At 69.4% G+C, this 18468-nt stretch carries 17 protein-coding genes and 7 pseudogenes; 16 read left to right on the plus strand and 8 right to left on the minus strand.

Going from position 1 to position 18468, the window contains the following annotated elements:
• Positions 1-146 precede the first annotated feature (146 nt).
• Entirely contained in the window at positions 147-1379 is a 1233-nt protein-coding gene (locus ACF1GV_RS41725) for a GAF domain-containing protein (RefSeq protein WP_391692278.1), read from the minus strand.
• Positions 1380-1735: 356 nt separating this feature from the next.
• Between ACF1GV_RS41725 and ACF1GV_RS41730 the strand changes: the two are divergent.
• From ACF1GV_RS41730 to ACF1GV_RS41795, 14 genes and pseudogenes are all read left to right on the plus strand, one after another.
• Positions 1736-2488, plus strand: a pseudogene (locus ACF1GV_RS41730) (iron-containing alcohol dehydrogenase); the annotation flags it as partial.
• An 85-nt stretch (positions 2489-2573) separates the two neighbouring features.
• Positions 2574-2690, plus strand: a pseudogene (locus ACF1GV_RS41735) (hypothetical protein); the annotation flags it as partial.
• A 40-nt stretch (positions 2691-2730) separates the two neighbouring features.
• Positions 2731-2880, plus strand: a complete 150-nt coding sequence (locus tag ACF1GV_RS41740; RefSeq protein ID WP_391692306.1) for a hypothetical protein — start codon at positions 2731-2733, stop codon at positions 2878-2880.
• 11 nt (positions 2881-2891) lie between these two features.
• Complete coding sequence (locus ACF1GV_RS41745; protein WP_391692308.1) at positions 2892-3566, plus strand: hypothetical protein; 675 nt, start codon at positions 2892-2894, stop codon at positions 3564-3566.
• On the plus strand, positions 3563-4078 hold the full coding sequence (locus ACF1GV_RS41750; protein WP_391692310.1) for a hypothetical protein: 516 nt from the start codon (positions 3563-3565) through the stop codon (positions 4076-4078). The genes ACF1GV_RS41745 and ACF1GV_RS41750 overlap by 4 nt, the downstream gene beginning before the upstream one ends.
• Positions 3985-4266 carry a hypothetical protein gene (locus ACF1GV_RS41755; RefSeq protein WP_391692280.1) on the plus strand — a complete coding sequence of 94 codons (282 nt, stop codon included), beginning with the start codon at positions 3985-3987 and terminating at the stop codon, positions 4264-4266. The genes ACF1GV_RS41750 and ACF1GV_RS41755 overlap by 94 nt, the downstream gene beginning before the upstream one ends.
• Complete coding sequence (locus tag ACF1GV_RS41760; RefSeq protein ID WP_391692282.1) at positions 4260-4478, plus strand: hypothetical protein; 219 nt, start codon at positions 4260-4262, stop codon at positions 4476-4478. The genes ACF1GV_RS41755 and ACF1GV_RS41760 overlap by 7 nt, the downstream gene beginning before the upstream one ends.
• 124 nt (positions 4479-4602) lie before the next feature.
• Positions 4603-4986: pseudogene (locus tag ACF1GV_RS41765) on the plus strand (acetyl-coenzyme A synthetase N-terminal domain-containing protein); the annotation flags it as partial.
• A 313-nt stretch (positions 4987-5299) separates the two neighbouring features.
• Positions 5300-5875, plus strand: coding sequence for an adenylate kinase (locus ACF1GV_RS41770; protein ID WP_391692284.1), 576 nt, complete (start codon positions 5300-5302; stop codon positions 5873-5875).
• Between the two features lie 352 nt (positions 5876-6227).
• Complete coding sequence (locus ACF1GV_RS41775; RefSeq protein WP_391692286.1) at positions 6228-7151, plus strand: hypothetical protein; 924 nt, start codon at positions 6228-6230, stop codon at positions 7149-7151.
• Positions 7148-8320 (plus strand): FIST signal transduction protein, encoded by a 1173-nt coding sequence (locus ACF1GV_RS41780; protein WP_391692288.1) that lies wholly within the window; start codon positions 7148-7150, stop codon positions 8318-8320. The genes ACF1GV_RS41775 and ACF1GV_RS41780 overlap by 4 nt, the downstream gene beginning before the upstream one ends.
• A 175-nt stretch (positions 8321-8495) precedes the next feature.
• Complete coding sequence (locus tag ACF1GV_RS41785) at positions 8496-9281, plus strand: MBL fold metallo-hydrolase (protein WP_391692290.1); 786 nt, start codon at positions 8496-8498, stop codon at positions 9279-9281.
• Positions 9282-9303: 22 nt separating this feature from the next.
• Entirely contained in the window at positions 9304-9684 is a 381-nt protein-coding gene (locus tag ACF1GV_RS41790) for a nuclear transport factor 2 family protein (protein WP_391692292.1), read from the plus strand.
• The gene (locus ACF1GV_RS41795) at positions 9681-10454 is read left to right on the plus strand and encodes an HD domain-containing protein (protein WP_391692294.1); all 774 of its coding nucleotides are present in this window, start codon (positions 9681-9683) and stop codon (positions 10452-10454) included. Before ACF1GV_RS41790 ends, ACF1GV_RS41795 begins: the two co-directional genes overlap by 4 nt.
• Positions 10455-11054: 600 nt before the next feature.
• On the opposite strand, the gene ACF1GV_RS41800 is transcribed toward ACF1GV_RS41795, so the two are convergent.
• The 6 genes and pseudogenes from ACF1GV_RS41800 to ACF1GV_RS41825 all read right to left on the minus strand — a co-directional run.
• The gene (locus ACF1GV_RS41800; protein ID WP_391692296.1) at positions 11055-12305 is read right to left on the minus strand and encodes an NAD(P)/FAD-dependent oxidoreductase; all 1251 of its coding nucleotides are present in this window, start codon (positions 12303-12305) and stop codon (positions 11055-11057) included.
• Positions 12269-12460: a ferredoxin gene (locus ACF1GV_RS41805; protein ID WP_391692298.1), complete on the minus strand. Its 192-nt coding sequence runs from the start codon at positions 12458-12460 to the stop codon at positions 12269-12271. Before ACF1GV_RS41805 ends, ACF1GV_RS41800 begins: the two co-directional genes overlap by 37 nt.
• Before the next feature lie 42 nt (positions 12461-12502).
• The gene (locus ACF1GV_RS41810; RefSeq protein ID WP_391692300.1) at positions 12503-13411 is read right to left on the minus strand and encodes a pyridoxamine 5'-phosphate oxidase family protein; all 909 of its coding nucleotides are present in this window, start codon (positions 13409-13411) and stop codon (positions 12503-12505) included.
• An 81-nt stretch (positions 13412-13492) separates the two neighbouring features.
• Positions 13493-13634, minus strand: a pseudogene (locus tag ACF1GV_RS41815) (VOC family protein); the annotation flags it as partial.
• A gap of 415 nt (positions 13635-14049) precedes the next feature.
• Positions 14050-14526: a VOC family protein gene (locus tag ACF1GV_RS41820; RefSeq protein WP_391692302.1), complete on the minus strand. Its 477-nt coding sequence runs from the start codon at positions 14524-14526 to the stop codon at positions 14050-14052.
• 852 nt (positions 14527-15378) lie between these two features.
• Positions 15379-15516, minus strand: a pseudogene (locus ACF1GV_RS41825) (IS5/IS1182 family transposase); the annotation flags it as partial.
• Positions 15517-16008: 492 nt separating this feature from the next.
• Between ACF1GV_RS41825 and ACF1GV_RS41830 the strand changes: the two are divergent.
• Positions 16009-16314: a hypothetical protein gene (locus tag ACF1GV_RS41830; protein WP_391692304.1), complete on the plus strand. Its 306-nt coding sequence runs from the start codon at positions 16009-16011 to the stop codon at positions 16312-16314.
• 145 nt (positions 16315-16459) lie between these two features.
• Positions 16460-17641 (plus strand): annotated as a pseudogene (locus tag ACF1GV_RS41835) (IS3 family transposase).
• A gap of 318 nt (positions 17642-17959) precedes the next feature.
• Here the strand turns inward: ACF1GV_RS41835 and ACF1GV_RS41840 are convergent.
• Positions 17960-18162: pseudogene (locus tag ACF1GV_RS41840) on the minus strand (IS5/IS1182 family transposase); the annotation flags it as partial.
• Positions 18163-18468 lie beyond the last annotated feature (306 nt).

Below are 18468 nucleotides of genomic sequence, written 5' to 3' on the forward strand. Positions count from 1 at the left end.
CGTTCCCGGCTGCGCGTACACCATGGCGGCTCTCCTCGGGGGGATGGTGAGTGCGGTCCGACGGCCCACGCCGTCGTGATGCGGTTCACTGTGGGCCCGCGAGGTTGGCGCCAGGTTGGCAACGCCGGTATGCCGGTGGCAGCCGGTCAGCGCAGGGCGGTCGTGAGCCGGCCGGCCGCGATCGCCCTGCGCGCGTCACCCGGACCGAACAGGCGCAGTGCGTGCTCGTGCACCTCCGCGTCGTACGGCGCCCGCTCGCCGTAGCGCAGGGCGTGCTCCGGGCGGGCGCTCGCCAGGACCGCCTCCCGTACGGCCACCTCCAGACGGGCGCGCCACTCCTCGATGCCGGGAGCCTCGGAGCGGGGGAGCAGCGGACCGCGGTAGAGGCGCAGGGCCGTGTCCGTGTCACCGCGCTCCAGCGCGCGCAGCACGTCGACGGCGTCGCAGGACACGGGTGCGGTGAGTGCGTAGCGGCGGGCGGCGATGCCGCCGCCGAGGGCCCGGCGCAGGTGCGAGATCTCCGCCTTGAACGTCGAGGCCGTCACGGGTCGGTCGCCGTACAGGGCGTCGCGCAGCGGCTCCGAGGAGAAGCCGTCCGGTTCCAGCGCGAGGAGGGTGAGGATCTCCAGTTGCCGGGGGCGCAGAGCGAGCGGAGCGCCCTCGCGTGTGGCCTTCTCCTCGCCCATGCAGGTCAGCCGCACTTGGGGCACGTCGTCCCGGGGCCCGGTCGGCAGTTCGGCGCGGAGCCCGGCCTCTATGGCGGACGCCAGACCGCGCACCGTGGACATGGCCAGAGGGTGTGAGCGGTCCCAGGTGGTGGACAGGTCCAGGACGCCGAGGACGCGCCCGTCGGGTCCGTGGATCGGCGCGCCGTAACAGACCCAGCCGTGCAGCGCGGCCACCAGGTGTTCGGCCGAGAAGACGGTGCTGGGGCGGCCGGTGCGCAGCGCCAGGGACAGGGCGTTGGTGCCCATGGCCTGCTCGTTCCAGCGGCCCCCCGGGGCAAAGTTGACCCGCTCGGCTCGCCGGCGCATGTCCTGACCGGCACAGGTCCACAGGATCGTTCCCGACTCGTCGGTGACCGCGGCGATGAAACCCGCGTCGTCGGCGATGCTGCGAAGTTCGTCGGAAAGGGCGTCGACCGGCCGGCGCAGCAGCGAGTCGGTCCAGCGGTGCCGGACCGTGCCGTCGTCGACTGGCGCGCTGTCCCGGGCCGGGTCCACGCTGACCAGGGAGCGCACCCAGGAGTCGGCCACCTCATGGCGCAGCGCCTCGTGGCCGCGCGGGGCCGAGCCCGTGGATTTCACCAGCGACACCGTCCGGGACCACTCACCCTCGAGTGCGGCCCTGCGCTGCCGAAGGTCACTGCGCTGTGACATGTGCTTCCCTGTCGAAAAAAAGGGGGCGAATCACAATTATCCGCCTCAACCGTACGGAGCACACCTGCTCGATTAGACAGGTTCCCCTGTCCGGACGGGGAGGTGCCGCGTCCGGTGGCACGCCCCTAGCTTGGTCTGCGTCTGACGACAGTGTTATCGACGAATGAAACAGTAAAATCAAGGTTTCGCACAGGTTGCGGACTGCACGCCCTTGTGAAGGTCGCATGTCGCTCCCCTCCGGTGCCATGGTGACCAGCGGTATTGACCCGAGTGCCGACTGGAGCCGTGACGAGCGCCACGGCGAACTCCTGGGGCCGCAGGGGACGGGCACCGAGGCTCTCCGGCAGTCCGCCAGGATGGCCAAGTTCCATGTGCCCGAGGTCCTCTTCGGGCCCGGCTCGCTGACCGAGCTCGGTCACTGCGCGCTCAGGCTCGGCGGCCGTCGGCCGTTCCTCGTCACCGATCCGGGGCTGATCGAGGCGGGCTGGGTGGACGAGGCGGTGGGCCATCTGCGCCGGGTCGGCCTGCGGCCCGTCGTCTGGCACGACGTCACGCCCAATCCCAAGGACCACGAGGTCGAGGCCGGCTTCCAGCGCTACGCGGCCAGCGGATGTGACGTGATCGTGGGGGTCGGCGGGGGTTCCGTCATCGACGCGGCCAAGGGCGTGGCGATCCTGTCCAGCAACGGCGGGGGCATCCTCGACTACGAGGGCGTGGACCGGGTCGGCCGGCCGATCCCGCCCACCGAGATGGTGCCCTCCACCTCGGGTACGGGGGCGGACGTGTCGCAGTTCGCCGTCATCACCGACACCGCCCACCACATCAAGATCACCATCGTGAGCCGCACTCTGGTGCCGGAGATCTCGGTCATCGACCCGCGGCTGCTGACCAGCATGCCGAGCTGGCTCAACGCGGCGACCGGCCTGGACGCCCTGACCCACGCCATCGAGGCGTTCGTGTCCCGGGTGCACAACCCACTGACGGACATCCACGCACTTCACGCGGTGGAACTGATCACCCGGAATCTGGTCCGCCCCCAGGTGCGGCCGAAGGATTTCGCCGCCCGGCTGGCCATGGCACAGGCCGCGCTGGAGGCGGGAATGGCCTTCACGAACGCGATCCTCGGGGCGACGCACGCGATGAGCCACCAGGTCGGCGGCCTGCTGGACGCCCCCCCACGGCGTGGTCAACGGCGTGCTGCTGCCGCACGTCATCCGGTTCAACGCCGAGGCGCGGCCGCAGCGGTTCGTCGCGCTCGGGGCGGCGGCGGGCATCGCGACCGAGGGCGTGTCACCCCGCGAGGTGGCCGCGCGGCTCGCGGACCTGGTGCGTGCGCTGGCGGACGACGTCGGTGTCCCCAAGGACCTGGCCGGACCTCGGGGTCGCGGAGTCCGACGTGCCCGTGCTGGCCCGCACCACCCTCAAGGACGCCTGCATGGCGACCAACCCCAGGGAGGTCGACGCGCGGGACGTCGAGGCACTGTTCCGCGAGGCTCTGTAGCGGAGGTACCGGTGAGTGTCCCCGAACGGCCCGGGCGCGCCCACGACCTGGGGGTGCTCACCGGCCTGCGGTCGGGCGAGCGCTCGTACTACCCGGCCTACGTGCGTTCCACCGAGCGGCTGGAGCGGACGGTGGAGGCGCTCGACGGCATCTCCCGGGCCCTGGTGCGGACGGCGGAGGGACCCCGTGCCCTGGTCGAGGCGGTCGTACGGGCCGCGGCCGAGCACCTGCAGGCGCGCTGGCTGCTGCTGGCGGTGGCGGACGGCGCCCTGCGCGCCGCCCGGCCGCGTTTCCTGCTGTACGCCGACGACGTACTGATCGACGACGAGACCCATTTGCCCGCGGAGGTACGGGAACATCTGCGCGTACTGCGCACCCGGCCGTGGGAGGCCGCAGCGCCGCACAGCGGACCCGGGTGGGTGCGTGCGCCGATGACCCTGGACGGCGAACAGGTCGGCGGGATCGCAGCGCAGCCCGGCGTCGGCGTCGAGGTGGCCGACACCGACCTGGCGATCCTCAGGGTCCTGGCCAACCAGGCCGCCGTCGCCGTGCACAACACCTTCCTCTTCCACGCAGGGCCACCCTGCGCGGACGGACGGAGGAACTCTCCGAGGCGGCCGAGCGGCAGGCCCGTGACCTGGCGGCTCCCGCTGCCGGTGCCCGAACGACCAGGAGACAGCCGATGACCAGGCTCGCCGCCCTGCTGGCGCAGTTCGCCGACCCCGCGGTGGCGCTCGCCGCTCCCCGCGTGGTCGCGCTGCCCGTCGCCGAACCCGGGCTCCTGGACCGGTACGAGGAGACGGGCTCGCCGCTGGATATGGGAGCCGGGGAAGGGCCGGTCATGCCGGTGTCCGCGCTGTCCTACGTCCCCAGTGCGACCATCGTGGTCCGCTGCGACGCCGTAGGCACCGGCTTCGACGACAGCATGCGCGTCGGGGAGGACGTGGACCTGTGCATGCGGCCGCATGAGGCGGGCTGGCGGCTGCGGTACGTGCCCACCGCGGGCGTGGGCCACCGGCACCGCACCGACCTGCGCGGCTGGCTCGCCCACGAGCCGCGTACGGTACCGGCGCCGCCGACCTGGCGCTGCGCTACCCCGGGCAGGTGCCGCCGCTGTATGCCGCCCCCTGGTCGCTGGCAGCCTGCGCCCTGCTGCTGTGCGGGAGGCCGGGGCCGGCGGCCGTGGCGGCGGCCCTGACGGCGGCGACCACCGTCCGGGTGGCACGGCGTATGTCCGACGCCGACCACCCGTCCCGCGCGGGGGCACTGCTGTCGCTCGCCGCGCTGCGCGGCACCGCCGAGCAGTTGCTGCGCTGCGCCACCCGGCACCACTGGCCCATTGCGACGGCCGCCGCTGTGGCGAGCCGGCGCGCACGTACGTGCTGATCGCCGCGGCCGTCGTCGAGGGGCTGGTGGACCACCGCCGTTCCGGCACCTCGCTCGGCCCCCTCCCGCACTTGGCGATCCGTCGCCTGGACGACCTCGCCTACGGCTGGGGGGTCTGGCGGGGCGCCCTACGGCGCGGGACCACCGCACCGCTGCGGCCGCGGCTCGCCGTGCGCCTGGTGAGCCGTTGGACCGCCGGAGGGCGGCCGTAGCCGCGGCCTCCGACCCGCCGCCAACCTCCCGCCAACCCTCACCGGCCACCGTGTCCACCTGGCGCCGGCCGGCCGCGCCCTCGGACCGGCATCCGTGCCGTCAGCACCCGCACCCCACTGGAGGATCCGGTATGTCTCCGAGCTCTGCCCACTCCCCCGGGGCGCCGTGTCCGGACCGCTGGAGCGGGCCGCGGACGACCTCCTCGCCTTCTGGGCGCAGGAGGCCGGGCAGCTCCACTGGGATACCGGCTGGGACCAGGTGCTGGACTGGACGGACGTGCCCTTCGCCCGCTGGTTCACCGGCGGGAGGCTGAACGTGGCGTACAACTGCGTCGACCGGCACGTCGAGGCAGGGCACGGCGCCCAGGTCGCCTTCCACTGGGAGGGCGAGCCGGGTGACACCCGCACGATCACCTACGCGGAGCTGAGGCGCGAGGTCTGCCGCACGGCGAACGCCCTGCTCTGCCTCGCTCTGACGCCGGGCGACCGGGTCGCCATCCAGCTGCCGAGCGGTCGCAGGACACCGCCCTGGCAGGGCTGCCCGGGCTCGCCGGGTGGCCGGCGGCCGAACCGACGCCCCGCACCGGCGTCCATACCGTCGTGACCGGTCCGTCGATCGGCGCGGACGCGTACCGCAGGGCGAACGCCGACCCGCTGTGCGGCCTTCCCGGCCCGCCGCGCGCACCGGGCACCCGGGCCGGTATCGGTCCCGGCCGAGGGACCTCTCCGCCCGTCACGGGCCGCCTGACCGGAGCACGCCGGCAACAGCGAAGACCAGGAACGAAGACCAGGAACGACCACTGGAAGGCACGCGCGCGCTGATGCGAATCGTCCTCATCGGCCCTCCCGGAGCGGGCAAGGGCACCCAAGCAGCCATACTCAGCGAGAGACTTGGCATCCCGCACATCTCCACCGGGGACCTGTTCCGCGAGCACGTCACCCGCCGGACGCCACTCGGGCAGGAAGCCAAGCGGTATCTCGACACCGGCGAACTCGTACCCGATCACGTCACCGGCGGCATGGTCCGCCAACGGCTGGAACAGTCCGACACCCGGCGCGGCTTCCTTCTCGACGGCTTCCCGCGCACCCTGACACAGGCGCGGGACCTCGCCGCGACACTGGAATCCACCGGAGCCGGACTCGACGCCGTGGTGGAGTTCACCGCTCCCGAGGACATCGTCGTGAAGCGGCTGCTGAACCGCGGCCGACCGGATGACACCGAGGACGTCATCCGCCATCGGCAGCGGGTCTACGAACGCCAGACCGCCCCTCTGCTCGACCACTATGCGGACATCCTGCTGACCGTTCAGGCCGTCGGACCGATCGACGAGATCGCCGCGCGGGCGCTCAGGGGACTGTCGGGAGAGCCGGCCCGGCACCCTCGCCGCGCACCGTGATCACCTCGTCCTTCACGGGAGGCAACCGGCCTCGCGGGACGCAGGGCCGGACAGTGGGAGACGTTCCCGGTGCGGGCGCTCGGGCGCGCCGGCATCGGACGTCCATCGTGTCGCGACGAGACGCGGGAGGGCACGCCGCCGGGGCGTGGTCACCGTCCTCATCGCCTCCGGCGGGTTTCTCGCGGTCACATGATCCGTTCGAAGCGGTCCAGGCCTCCGCCGAGGAAATCCGTGAGGGTGTCGGCCGGCGGTCTCCGCTCCGGCCCGGACACCGGACAGGCAATCGATGTGTACGCGCCGCGTCCGCTCGACCCGGACGACGTGCGCTCACCATGCTCCGAGGAGAGTCGCCATGGTGTTCGGTCAAGCGGGTACCGGCACGGGGCGTCTGGCGTACGCGGGCGCCAGGCCTCCGGCCGAGAGCCTGCGAAGCGTCCAGTTCTCCTGTCAGTTGCTCTCCCGCGACCAGGTGAGGTTCATGGACAACTTCTACGAGAGCATGGTCGTTCTTGTGCCCCAGGTGCGGGAGTTGCCGCCGCGGGCGGGACGGCCGCTGTGTAACAGGCTGGCTCAGTCGGTGCTGTGGGCCGCACTGGCCCAGGACGCACCGGAAGCCGTCGAGGCGACCCTGCGCCAGGTCGGCGGGGAAATCCAGCAGCAGGGATTCTTCGACGGCTGGTACTGGTCGTTCGGTGCGGCCCTCCTCGACACGGTGCGCCAGATACACAAGAGCGAGTGGGGCTCCCGGCTCAGTTCCGACTGGATAGCGTTCTACACATGGCTCAGCGGGAACCTCCGGCTGGGCGCGGATGCCTCCCGGCGGGAAACGGATCGCGCCCAGCCGCGGCCGGATCCCGGTCAGCGGCAGCCGCGTCGCGGTACACCGCGGGACGACGGCTCCACTCCGGCCCACGTCGGCCCCGCGAGTGACCGGCCGCGGGAGCAGACACTCAATGGGATCCTTGCCGTGCTGCGCTCCCGCCACTTCCCCTACGACGACCGTGGGCTCGCGGCGATCTGCACCCGGGTCGCCCTGCGCACCGGCGTCGACCTGCGCTCCCCCCGCCCGGACCAGCAGGCCGACGCGGCGGTGGTCTCCAAAGTCCTGAGCATCCTGCTGGTGCTGGGCTTCTCGTTGTCGCCCTCGCCGCACGACCTGCTCATCTACCCACCGGACCCGGAGGACAGCGGCTCGCGGCAGGCCGGCGGCGAGCCCGTCGCCACGGCGAACCTTCGGCAACGTTTTCGGCGACTTCTGAACAAGGCGGACAGATGACGATCTCCACCCCCGTCGTACCCGGCGCGGGCGTCGTACGCGCCCATGTCACCGGACCGGCTCCGCAGGCGGTCGACCGGCTGCTGGCACACCTCGACCGCGATCTGTCGGGACGCCGGGCGGTCGCGGTGATGTACTTCGCCTCCAGCGTGTACGACCCCGCCGATGTCGCACCCGTCATCACCTCGCACTTTTGCGAGGCAGTGGTCATCGGCTGTTCCACCGCCGGGGAGTTCACCGACCTGCACAACGGGACCGGCGGCATCTCGGCAGTGGTGCTTCACGACGGTCTGATCACCCAAGCGGTGGCGGTTCTCGGCGAGTTGGACGGCGACGCGGGCGACGGCACCGCGGTCGCCGTCCGGTCGCTCGAGGAAGCCCTCCAGGTTCAGCTCCGCCACCTCGACCCGGCCCACCACCTGGGTTTCGTGCTGATCGACGGCCTGCACGGATCCGAGGAGCAGGTCAACGAGATGCTGGGGAACGCGGCACCGCTGCTGGACTTCGTCGGCGGTTCCGCCGGAGACGACTTCGCCTTCCAGGGCACCTGGACCGCCGTGGGCCACGAGGTGAGCTACCACGGGGCGGCGCTCATGGTGTGCCGGACCGCCGTCCCGTTCCGGGTGGTCAAGTCATGCTCCTTCACCCCGACCGGCAGACTCCTGCGGATCACCCGTGCGGACGCTGCCTCCCGGACCGTCCTCGAGATCGACGGGCGGCCGGCCGCGGAGGCGTACGCGGATGCCCTGGGCGTGAGCGTCGACGCGCTCGACGCCGCCTGGACGGAGTACCCGGTGGGCCTGATGATCGACGGCCAGCCGTGGGTCCGCAGCCCTCAGGCGATTACGCCGGACGGTGGCCTCCGGTTCTACGCCGAGATTCTGCCGGGGATGGAGGTCGAGGTCATGCAGGCGGGTGACCTCATCACGGAGACCACTGCCGCCCTGCGCCGAACCCGCGCCGAACTCGGAGGGCCGGCCGGCGGCGCGGTTCTCTTCAACTGCTGCCTGCGCCTCAGGGAGATCGACGCCAAGAACCTCTCCGCGCACTTCGTCGCAGCCTTGGGCGGCGTCCCGTCGGCTGGGTTTCATACCTACGGCGAGAGCTGGCTCGGGCACGTGAACCAGACCCTCACCGGCGTCGTGTTCGGGTCCCCGGGCGAGGACTGAATCCGGCACCACGTATGGAGAGCCACAGCAGCACGGCCCAGAACCCCGCTCCAGGTCAGCGGGGGCCAGCCGTTCTCAGCGGCCTGGTCCTTCGGGGCGGCGAGCCCTGAACGGACTGGCTGGGGTCAGGTCAAGGCAGCCCCAAGCACGGCATCTTTGCGTATGGGACTTCTCCATGACAACAATGACAGTCACTCACATCGGCGGCCCGACTATCCTGATCGAGTTCGGCGGATGGCGGCTACTTACCGACCCGACGTTCGACCCCCCCGGAGAAAGCTACTCATTCGGGTGGGGCACACGCTCTACCAAGCTCGCAGGCCCTGCCATCAGCGCCAGCGAGCTCGACCCCATCGATGCCGTGCTGCTCACACACGACAATCACAGCGATAACCTCGACTCGCAGGGCCGCGCAGTGCTTCATCAGGCCCCGGTTGTCGTTACGACGGTGTCAGCCGCCCGGCGTTTGGGAAAGCAGGCGCATGGGCTTGCACCATGGTCGACGACATTTCTTCAAAGCCCAGGAAGGACGCCGATTCAGATCACCGCGACACCAGCACGTCACGGCCCACCTGGCAGCCGCCCTATCGTCGGGGACGTCATCGGTTTCGCACTGCAATGGGCCGGGCAACAGAACGGCGTGGTCTGGATATCAGGCGACACCGTCCTCTATCGAGGTCTGCGAGAGGCGGTGCAGCAGCTTGATATCGGCGTCGCCATCGTCCACCTCGGTGGCGTGCGCTTCCCTATAACAGGGCCACTGCACTACACGATGACCGCAGAACGCGCGGTGGAACTGTGCAGCTTGATTGAACCCCGGATTGTTATCCCCATCCACTACGAGGGATGGAGCCACTTCCATCAGGGGAACGAGAGAGCCAGGAATGCATTCGATGCGTCGGCAATCTCTTCGCGGGTGCGTTGGCTGCCGCTGGGCAAGCCTGCTGATGTCGTGACCTAATTTTTGATTCAAGGAGATCGCCATGACCCTGACGAACGTGGCCCAGGTCCAGGAGCTGTACCGCTCCTTCGAGGAGGGCGACTGGGCACGCGTGCTCGGCTGCTTCTCCGAGGACGTCGAATGGACGCAACCGGGCACGGCGAGGCTCAGTGGAGTCCACCGCGGCCGGGATGCAGTCGCGGAGTTCTTCGTCGACATCGCGCGGTACGGCTTGTCCGTCCGGCCAATCGAGCTCTTCGGTCAGGGCGACCGCGTCGTTGCCGTGGTCGCCGTCGAGCTGGCCGGCCAGCGGGCGAACGAAGTGGACCGATTCACCCTTCAGGACGGGCGAATCGTGGCCGTCGAGCACATCGGTGACACCGAGATGCTGAGCAGCGTCGTGACCGGAGGGGCGGCATCATGAGCCTGGCGCAGACCACAGACGCGATCGGCTCGATCACATGGACCGAGCGCACCGGCGGCGTCCTAACCCGTCGCGAGCAGCGCGCCCTCGCACGGCCTCTGCTCCGAGGAGAACTCGCCATCGTGACCGGTCGGATCGCCATGGCGCTCCGGCTGCACTCAGGTCGTCGGCAGGCCATCGACCCGGCGCGGCTCCTCCCGCCGGACTCGGCGATGGCCAAAGACGCAGAGACCGCCGCGCGCGCCCTCTTGAGCCCTGCCCTGCTTAACCACTCCCGGCGGTCCTACGCCTGGGGTTCGGCTATCGCTGCGCTGGACGGCATCGAGTTCGACCGTGAGCTCCTCTACGTCGCCGCGATGTTTCATGACACCGGGCTCGCGACCCACGTACCCGAGGTCGACTTCACCATCCGAAGCGCCGCCCTCGCCCGCACGTTCACTGACGACCACGGTCTCGCGGCCCCGGAGCGCGAGACCGTCGCGAACGCGATCGCTCTGCACCACACCCCCGGCGTCGGGATCGACTCCGGAGCCGAGGCGTTCCTGCTGTCGGCCGGCGCAGGTGTGGACGTGTTCGGCCTGCGCAGCGACCGCGTTCCCGACGCAACCCGCAAGCAGGTCGTCTCAGACTTCCCACGGACGGGGTTCAAGCGGGAGTTCGCCCGGGCGTGGCGCGAGGAGGCGAAGCAGGTTCCGCACGGCCGGGCGTGGTACCTCCATCGCTTCGCCTTCAGCGACGTCACGATTCGGCTCGCGCCGTTCCGTGGCTGACTGCGGGCTGGTCGGAGCCGGGGTGAGCCCGTGGCCGTGTGGGTTGCTCTTGCCGACGTCCAAGCCGAGGAAGACGCCCACCTGGGCGATGTCGATCACCGTGCCCCCACATGCGTCGATGCTGTGCCGGCCTCGCGGTCGGGGCCGTTCGCGCGCATCCACGTTATGCAGACCTGCCGCCCGCGAGTGGCCAGGCATTGCGCCGGGCCGGACGGCGGTCGGACCTCTGATCAGCGTCTCCGACGGCACCCCCGGGCCCGGTGACACCACCTCCCAGGTCATCCGATCGACAGGGGCAACAGCCATGCCGGGCCCGGAGGCCAGCGGCCCTCTGGCAGGACCGCGAAGAAGATAACGGAGCGTCGGCTCCCTGTGGTTCGAACTCGTCGTCGGTGAGTTCGCCAGCGAGCCAGAACTCCTCGATCTCGTCCCAGTTGCCCCGGCTGCCGTCGATACGCAGCGGTGCGGCATCCATAGTGCCGCGTGTACGTTCGTCGCCCCGGTTTTGACGACGCCGCTGATCTCGTACTGGCCGCCCCTTATGTGGTGGGGATCGGGTCGGCGGGGGCAAAGGCGACGTTCTCGCCGAACGTGTACGGATTACTCGATACCGGCCGCCAGTTCAGCGGCCAGGCGGCGTTGGTGGCCTGCGATCCGGCTGATCCGGTTGGCGGTCAATACCCCGACCATGTTCCCCTGGCGGTAGTAAACGACCTCAAGGCGCCGAGCGATGGAGTCGCTCTCAACAACCTCCGCCTCGTCACCCAGGGCCGGAATGCCTACGGAGCGGAACCTCACGCCGTATTGGTCGGACCAGAACGACGGCACGGGCAGATAGGGACTCAGCTCGCCTTCCTTTGCCAGGAGTGTTGCTGCTGCAGCCTCCGCCTGCTCGATGGCGTTGCTCCAGTGCCCAAGGGAGACGGCGCTGTCGCCAGCCCAGGGATGAGGCCATCTGGCCACGTCCCCGGCCGCCACTACGGCAGGCGCGGGGCTGCCGTCGGACAGCAAGGCGCGGCAGTAGGTGTCGCAGACGACCCCGCGGTCGAGTAGCAGGCCTGAGTCAGCGAGCCAGTCTGTGTTGGGGACCGCTCCGAGCGCGACGACAGCGACAGTTGCGTCGAGGTCGGTTCCGTCGGAGAGTGTCGCCCCAGTGAGCTGGTCCAGACCGGCGAATGAGCTGACCGAGGTGCCGGTCTTGAGGTCGACCCCGGCGGCCCTGTGGATCTCGGCCAGGAACCGGCCGGCCTCTTCCCCCATCGCACGCCGCAGGGGCTGGGACTCGGCCTCGACCAAAGTGACGTGGGCCCCTAGTTCCCGTGCGGTCGCGGCCACCTCGCTGCCGATGAAGCCGCCGCCGACGACCAGCAGCCTTGCCCCGGTGTCGAGTTTGGAGCGCAAAGCGAGCGCATCGTCCCGGCCGCGCAAAGTGTGCACGCCGCGTGGAGAGCGGTCTGGCCACGGGCGCGCCGCGGCGCCTGTGGCGATCACTAGGCCGGCAAAGGGCAATCGCGTGGAGTCAGCGAGTTCGATGGTCCGGGCGTCCAGGTCAAGGCGCACTGCCGGTACTCCCAGGCGCAGCGTGATATCGAGGTCCGGGTCGAGTGGGAAGCTGAGCGCCTCGGGGGCGGAAGTTCCTGCGAGGAGCGCCTTGGAGAGCGGCGGGCGGTCGTATGGGGCATAGGGCTCGTCGCCGACCAAGGTGAGCTGCCCTCGGTACCCCTGGGCGCGCAGTGCCTCGCTGGCCCGCAGGCCGGCCAGCGAGGCGCCCACCACGATGATGCCGAGAGAAGGCTGACGGCTCGTCGTCATCATCAGTGGTCGGCCATGCGGATCGCCCGCACCGGGCATGTCGCAATTGCTCTGGCGACTGCTTCGTGCTGGGTGTCGTCCGGAGTCGCGTCGTAGACCACGTAGTCGTTCTCATCGAATGAGAACACCTCGGGCGCGGCGAAGACGCACTGTCCGTGACTGTCGCACAGGTCCATGTCGATCTCGATTTTCACAGCAGCCATCCTTTCGGGGCGGAGTTCAGGGTGAATGAGGGCTCAAAGCGCCGGGTTGAAGCGGGAGTACTCCGGCGCGCTCCAGCGCAGCGGGCTGGCTCCAGAAACCTCGACGACCTCGGTGATGTCGAACTCCACCAGGCGCTGCGCGCCGGGAACCTGCGCTGCGTGCTCCGGATTCCAGTCGGTCGAGGCAGTGCCGGTGAGGTGGAGGAAGGACCCGGAATCCCAGTCCGGGATCAACAGCCCGGCCTTGGGGTTGACCAGCAGGTTGCCCAATGTCATGAACATGGCATTTCCGACGTAATCCGGCCACCGCAGCTTGGTGGGTGAGAGGACCTCAACGAAACCGGGGTTGCCGCCCCTGTGCGAGGCGTCGGCGTTGCCGCGCTCGTCGGCGGTTGCCAGGAAGAAGGTGTCGGCCGTGGTGATCCGCAGTTGCTGGGCTGCGGTGAGGGCAGGTTGCCTGCTCGCCGAGGTCTCCCCTGTGGGTCCGGCCCCCGTCGCGGGGACCGTGAGCTTGCGCTTCTGCAGGTACTTGGGGCAGTTCGCGAAGACTTGGTCGAGGTTGACCCGCAGGCCGCCGCCCTCGGGGCTCGCGGTGCCGTTCATCCGCATCCGGCGGCGTGTGGCCGGCTCGATCGCGATCATTCCCACATGGGCCTGGTCTGAGAGCAGTTCGGCCAGCGGATCGTGTGGTCCGGGCAGAGCCTCAATGGCGAGAGTGTGCTCGTCTGCCGCGCGCATGAACCCAGCGGGTCCAGTGAGCAAGGACGACCAGACCTGACCGTGGCGGTCGGTGCCGCCGATCACCACCATGGGCTGGGCAGCGAGGAACTCGGCCGCAATGGGCGGGATCGTGTCTTTGATGGCCTGGCCGGACGAGGAGGCTGCGGACTCAAGGCCAGCCCGACGTTGTACCTCGACCTCACCAGGGTGGTAGATCGTCACTCTCGCCCTTCCCCTACTCATGTGTTGGTGGGGCGGGGCGCCGGACGGGCACCCCGACAGTGATCGGCTCGGAGAGCCGACTTAGAAGAAGCCGCAGGTGGGGGCAGTTCCGCTGGGGGCGGGGGGCAACGTCGGCACAGGTCGGAGTGAAAATCTCCAGCCGGATGCCGTCCGGGTCGAAGAAGAAGATCCCGCCGGAGGCGGCGCCCTCGCGGCGCTGGATGTACTTCATGCAGTTGGGGTAAGCCCGCTCGACGCTCATGACCACTCCGCAGGCGTCATGGCGGAGGGTGCCGTTGATGCGAGCCCGGTTGCGACGGCCGAGGTCGATGGCCAGCAGGCCGGCCGGCTGTCCCGCCGGCCGGTCTGCCAGGTTCCGCAAGGGATCGCTGGTCACAGGGAGCGCGTCGATCCGTACGGTCGTCTCGTCGGCGGCACGCACGAAGCCGGGTGCGCCGACTACGGGCGACGCCCATACGCGGCCTGCGGTGTCTGTGGCGCCCACGATGATCCAGCGCTGCGTGGCAAGGAATCTCATCAACGGTGCAGGCAGGCTGGTATGGAAGGTACGGGCCATGGCCGCGGCCTGCTCGACCGTGCCTGTACCGCCAGTTCACCCTCGTGGTAGTGCTGTGGCATCAGAAGAAACCACAGCTGGGTGCGCCGTCCTCAAGGGTGGGGAGGTGCTCGAGTCCGGAGGCGGTGCAGATCTCGATGCGGATGCCGTCTGGATCGGTGAAGAAGATGCCGCCAGATGCCAGGCCGGGCATGTGGGCCAGGATCCTGTCGTAGATCAGGGGCGTGCCGAGTTCCTGCAGACGGGCTACAGCAGCTTGGACGTCGTCCAGCGTGGGCACGTTGAACGACAGATGGTGCAGTCCGGACCGATCGGCGGCGAAGCCGTCACGACTCTGCTGCCACAGCGTGAGTACGAGTTGATCGCCACGGCCGAGGAAGGCGTAGCGGCGGTCGTCCTCGGTGCTCTCGCCGAGCAGGTCGAAGCCGAAGACCTGCTGGTAGAAATGGATCGAACGTGTCACGTCGGTGACGTTGAGCCCGACATGGCCGGTGGCGGCTGCGGTCACCGGACCTGGCGAGGGCTGGGTCGTGGTCATGGTTCTCCTTGGCAGAGGGATCCTGGGCGGAATCGGGTCGGGCGACCCCGAGGTGGGGTGAGCCGGCACGCACCGGCCCTGCCCCGTCATTCGTCTTAGCGACCGAGGGCCGGACGGCCGAGCGGAAGGCCGCGCCCGAAAGTGGCGGGTGGGTGATGGACCGCGGCGGTGTGGCGGCCGCCGTGTCGTGGATAACTTTCATGCCGCATGGTTGGCGGAAAGTTGGCGCCCGCCACACACGCCCAGCGGCATGTGCCGCCGGGCTATGCGGCCACGATGCCCTCCGCGCGGGTCGCCGATCCGGCTGCTGATCCCCGGATGCGCGGAGTGCTGCTGGACGGGAGCGTGGGTCGGGAATCAGAGATCAGACTCGCAACGCTCACGCCCGAGCGGGTCGAGCAGCTCTCCGCCATCGGCATGCGATGGATATAACCCAGACGTCTGCAGTACCCGCCGCGCTCATCGAGCGTACACAGGGCGTACATATCGCGTACATACAGCTCGCATCGGGTGCACGGGATCCACAGCCCCACACCCCTGCACCGCTACAAACATCGAACGGATCGTCGTCCATGAGGAGGAGCGCAAGGTGAAGCTGGGCGCATGGAGCAACCAGCGCAGCAGGGTCGCAACGCTGTCCCCGGAGCGGGTGGAGCAGCTGTCCGCGATCGGCATGCGTTGGACGTCGGTATCGGAGGGACGATGATCCTTGTGATCAGCATCTTGGTGCAAGAGCCATTGCCAACAGTCGAGTGGCTCCAGGAGGAGTCATGGCAGGCCATCACGGACCACTATGGGCGCCTTGGCTCCGCCATCGCGGCAGATGATCGTCCCTAGGCGGTTTCGTTTGGATCATCGGGCGGACCAGAGGAAGATGCCTGCGATGTGGAGTCCGGCCAGGTAGATGGTGGCGGTCTTCTCGTAGCGGGTGGCGATGCCGCGCCACTGCTTGAGACGGTTGATGCACCGCTCGACGGTGTTGGGAGGCTTGGGCGAGATGGCGGGTGAGGGCGGTGGCGTTCGGCTGTCGGCTGTGTGCCGCGGGGGGTGATCGTGTATCGGCCGCGGTGGCGGCGGCTGGGCGCTCGGCACGGTCGGTGGTTGTTGGCCGCTGACGAGGGATGCTGACGAGGGATATGGCTGGGAGTTCGCCGATGTCGGCGCCATGAATGCCGGAGCTGGCCCGGACGCAGCGGCGGTGGGCAGGGGTGGCTCAGCGTGCGGCGGGGGCCGGGGGTGGTGCCCGGGCATGTTTCGCGCTGGCTCGTGCGGTGGTGTGCCGGTGGTGGGGGCCGAGGAGCACGAAAAAAGCCCGAGCTGGATGAGGAGCCGCTGACGATAGCCGAGCGGTACGCGGCCCGGGAGCTGGGGCGCCGGGCTGCGGAGCACAAGACGAATCAGGTGGCGTGGAAGTCGGTGGCGCAGGCGCCACGCCGGCGGGGGCTTTCGCGTGTCCGGACCCGAGAAGCCATCGAGAGGGACGTGGCCACGCTACGCCAGTGGTACGACAACGGATACTCGGTCGGCTCTATGGAAGTCGCAGCGCTGCAGCTCTTGGGGGAGGCTGAGTTCATGCACGTCTATACAACCGATGCGGTTCCCGTGGCGGGTTCCCCTGCCATTAGCGAGGCGTGGCTCGTTGGCGCGTATGGGGGGAATGACGAAGGCGCTGTGTCGGCACTCAAGATGAGGGCTGCCGCAGAAGGCGCCGACGCTGTCGTGGGCCTTCGAATGGCCTTGGGCGGCGGGTCTGTTCTGGCGTACGGCACTGCGGTGAAGTTCGCGTGACGCTGGCAGTCTGACTTCTGAGGTTCGGATCGACCGGGTGCTATCCGGGCGGTCACCTCGAGGTGCAGCGCGGTGTCAGGGACTGCTGCAGGGTTGGGTGACACCTGACCTGGCTTGCTGAGAAGCGGCCTGGAAGGATGTTGCAGTGCCCAAGCCGTATCCGAAGGAGTTTCGCGAGGACGTCGTGCGGGTCGCGCGCAACCGCGAGCCCGGCGTCACGCTGGAACAGATCGCCGGCGACTTCGGCGTCCACCCGATCACGCTGTCGAAGTGGCTGCGCCGTGCCGACACCGACCAGGACACCAGGCCCGCAACGACGTCGGGTGAGTCGGCCGAGCTACGCGAGGCCCGCAAACGGATCCGGCTGCTGGAGCAGGAGAACGAGGTGCTCAGGAGGGCTGCGGCGTATCTGTCGCAGGCGAACCTGCCGGCAAAATGATGTACCCGCTCGTCCGCGAGCTGGCCGCCGCCGATGCCCCTCACAGGGTGCCGGTGGCGGTGACGTGCCGGGTGCTCGGGCTGGCCCGCCAGCCCTACTACCGGTGGCTGGACCGGCCGGTCACCGGTTCCGAGCTGGCCGAGGCGTATCGGGCTGATGCGCTGTTCGACGCGCACCGTGACGATCCCGAGTTCGGTCACCGGTTTCTGCTCGACGAGGCCCGCGCCAAGGGTGAGCCGATGGCCGAGCGGACTGCCTGGCGGATCTGCCGGGACAACGGCCTGGTGGAGCGTCTTCGGCAAGTCTAGGGGCCGCGGCAAGAACGCCAAAGCCGGGCCGCCGGTCCACGATGACCGGGTGCGGCGCAACTTCGCCGCCGACGGGCCGAACCTGTTGTGGCTCACCGACATCACCGAGCACCCCACCGGCGAGGGCAAGTTGTACCTGTGCGCGGTCAAGGACGCGTTCTCCGGCCGCATCGTGGGCTATTCCATCGACTCCCGGATGAAGTCCCGCCTCACGGTGAACGCGCTGGAATCCGCCGTCGCCCGCCGCGGCCAGGTGCCCGGGTGCATAGTGCATTCGGATCGCGGCTCGCAATTCCGGTCACGGAAGTTCGTGTCTGTTCTCGCCCGGCACAACATGGTCGGCTCGATGGGCCGGGTCGGTGCGGCCGGCGACAACGCGGCGATGGAGAGCTTCTTCGCGCTGCTGCAAAAGAATGTCCTCGACCGCCAAGACTGGTCCACCCGGCAGGAGTTGCGGATCGCGATCGTGACCTGGATCGAGCGCACCTACCACCGGCGCCGACGCCAGAGACGGCTGGCCCGATTGCCCCCCGTCGAGTACGAGACCATCATGACCCCACCCGCAGCTCTGGCTGCATAAACCCCGCTGTCACCCGATCATGCAGCAGTCCCGCCGTTGCCGCAGTGCGAATGCTGCACGCATATCGGCCTGGCGTGCGAAGCGGTGGAGCAGGACGGACAAGCGGGCGTCGTCTCCCTCACGGACAGCCGAGACGATCTGCTCGATCAGCGGCCCGGCTGTTTCCCCTCGTCCAGGTAACACGGTCACTGTCGGCGCTCACCCGGATTCCAGGATCCGAAGGCCACACAAATGGGTGATGGCTCGTCGTGCGGGCTGCGCGTGATGGTCCGGGGACCAGGGGCTGCTGCGTCAGGCCGCCAGTTCGGGGACTGTGGTGGACTTTCCGGATGGACGGGTGAAGCGGCGCGTCATGAGTGTGATCGCCGCCCAGATGATCAGGGTCTCGGAGTGCTGGATGAGCCGTTCGTAGTCGCGCGCATGTCGGCGGCGTTTATCAGCCAGGCCCGGGACCACTCGACGACCCAGCGGCGGGGCAGGATGACGAAGCCGGAGGGGTCCTTGGGGCGGCTGACCGTTTTGGGGTGACGGTCCGCCAGATACCGCCACCCCACCGGCCGGAAAGCGATCACCCGAAAGTGAGTAACGACAGGCGCTGCCGGACATCCACCCGGCCCTTCGCGCCCCCGCTGGACAGCACAGCGGGTGCCAGCCACCCCGCAGGGCCCGGCTGACTCACCTGGCGTCCGGTCTTGCGCCCTCACCGAACGCGGGTACGTCCGCGACGGCTATGTCCCGGGGCAGCCGTGCGGGACCGGATGGGGTGACGCAGGCGCCGCGTTGGGCCCGGAGAGTGACGCGCCTGGGAGAGCAGTGGCTCTACCCGA

Source organism: Streptomyces sp. NPDC014006, from assembly GCF_043088925.1.
Taxonomy (GTDB): Bacteria; Actinomycetota; Actinomycetes; order Streptomycetales; family Streptomycetaceae; genus Streptomyces.

Coding starts and splice junctions, on each gene's coding strand:
- ACF1GV_RS41750 (WP_391692310.1), top strand. CDS start 3,563: ATGACCAGGCTCGCCGCCCTGCTGGCGCAGTTCGCCGACCCCGCGGTG.
- ACF1GV_RS41780 (WP_391692288.1), top strand. CDS start 7,148: ATGACGATCTCCACCCCCGTCGTACCCGGCGCGGGCGTCGTACGCGCC.
- ACF1GV_RS41820 (WP_391692302.1), bottom strand. CDS start 14,526: ATGACCACGACCCAGCCCTCGCCAGGTCCGGTGACCGCAGCCGCCACC.
- ACF1GV_RS41800 (WP_391692296.1), bottom strand. CDS start 12,305: ATGCCCGGTGCGGGCGATCCGCATGGCCGACCACTGATGATGACGACG.
- ACF1GV_RS41785 (WP_391692290.1), top strand. CDS start 8,496: ATGACAACAATGACAGTCACTCACATCGGCGGCCCGACTATCCTGATC.
- ACF1GV_RS41790 (WP_391692292.1), top strand. CDS start 9,304: ATGACCCTGACGAACGTGGCCCAGGTCCAGGAGCTGTACCGCTCCTTC.
- ACF1GV_RS41795 (WP_391692294.1), top strand. CDS start 9,681: ATGAGCCTGGCGCAGACCACAGACGCGATCGGCTCGATCACATGGACC.
- ACF1GV_RS41770 (WP_391692284.1), top strand. CDS start 5,300: ATGCGAATCGTCCTCATCGGCCCTCCCGGAGCGGGCAAGGGCACCCAA.
- ACF1GV_RS41775 (WP_391692286.1), top strand. CDS start 6,228: ATGGTGTTCGGTCAAGCGGGTACCGGCACGGGGCGTCTGGCGTACGCG.
- ACF1GV_RS41725 (WP_391692278.1), bottom strand. CDS start 1,379: ATGTCACAGCGCAGTGACCTTCGGCAGCGCAGGGCCGCACTCGAGGGT.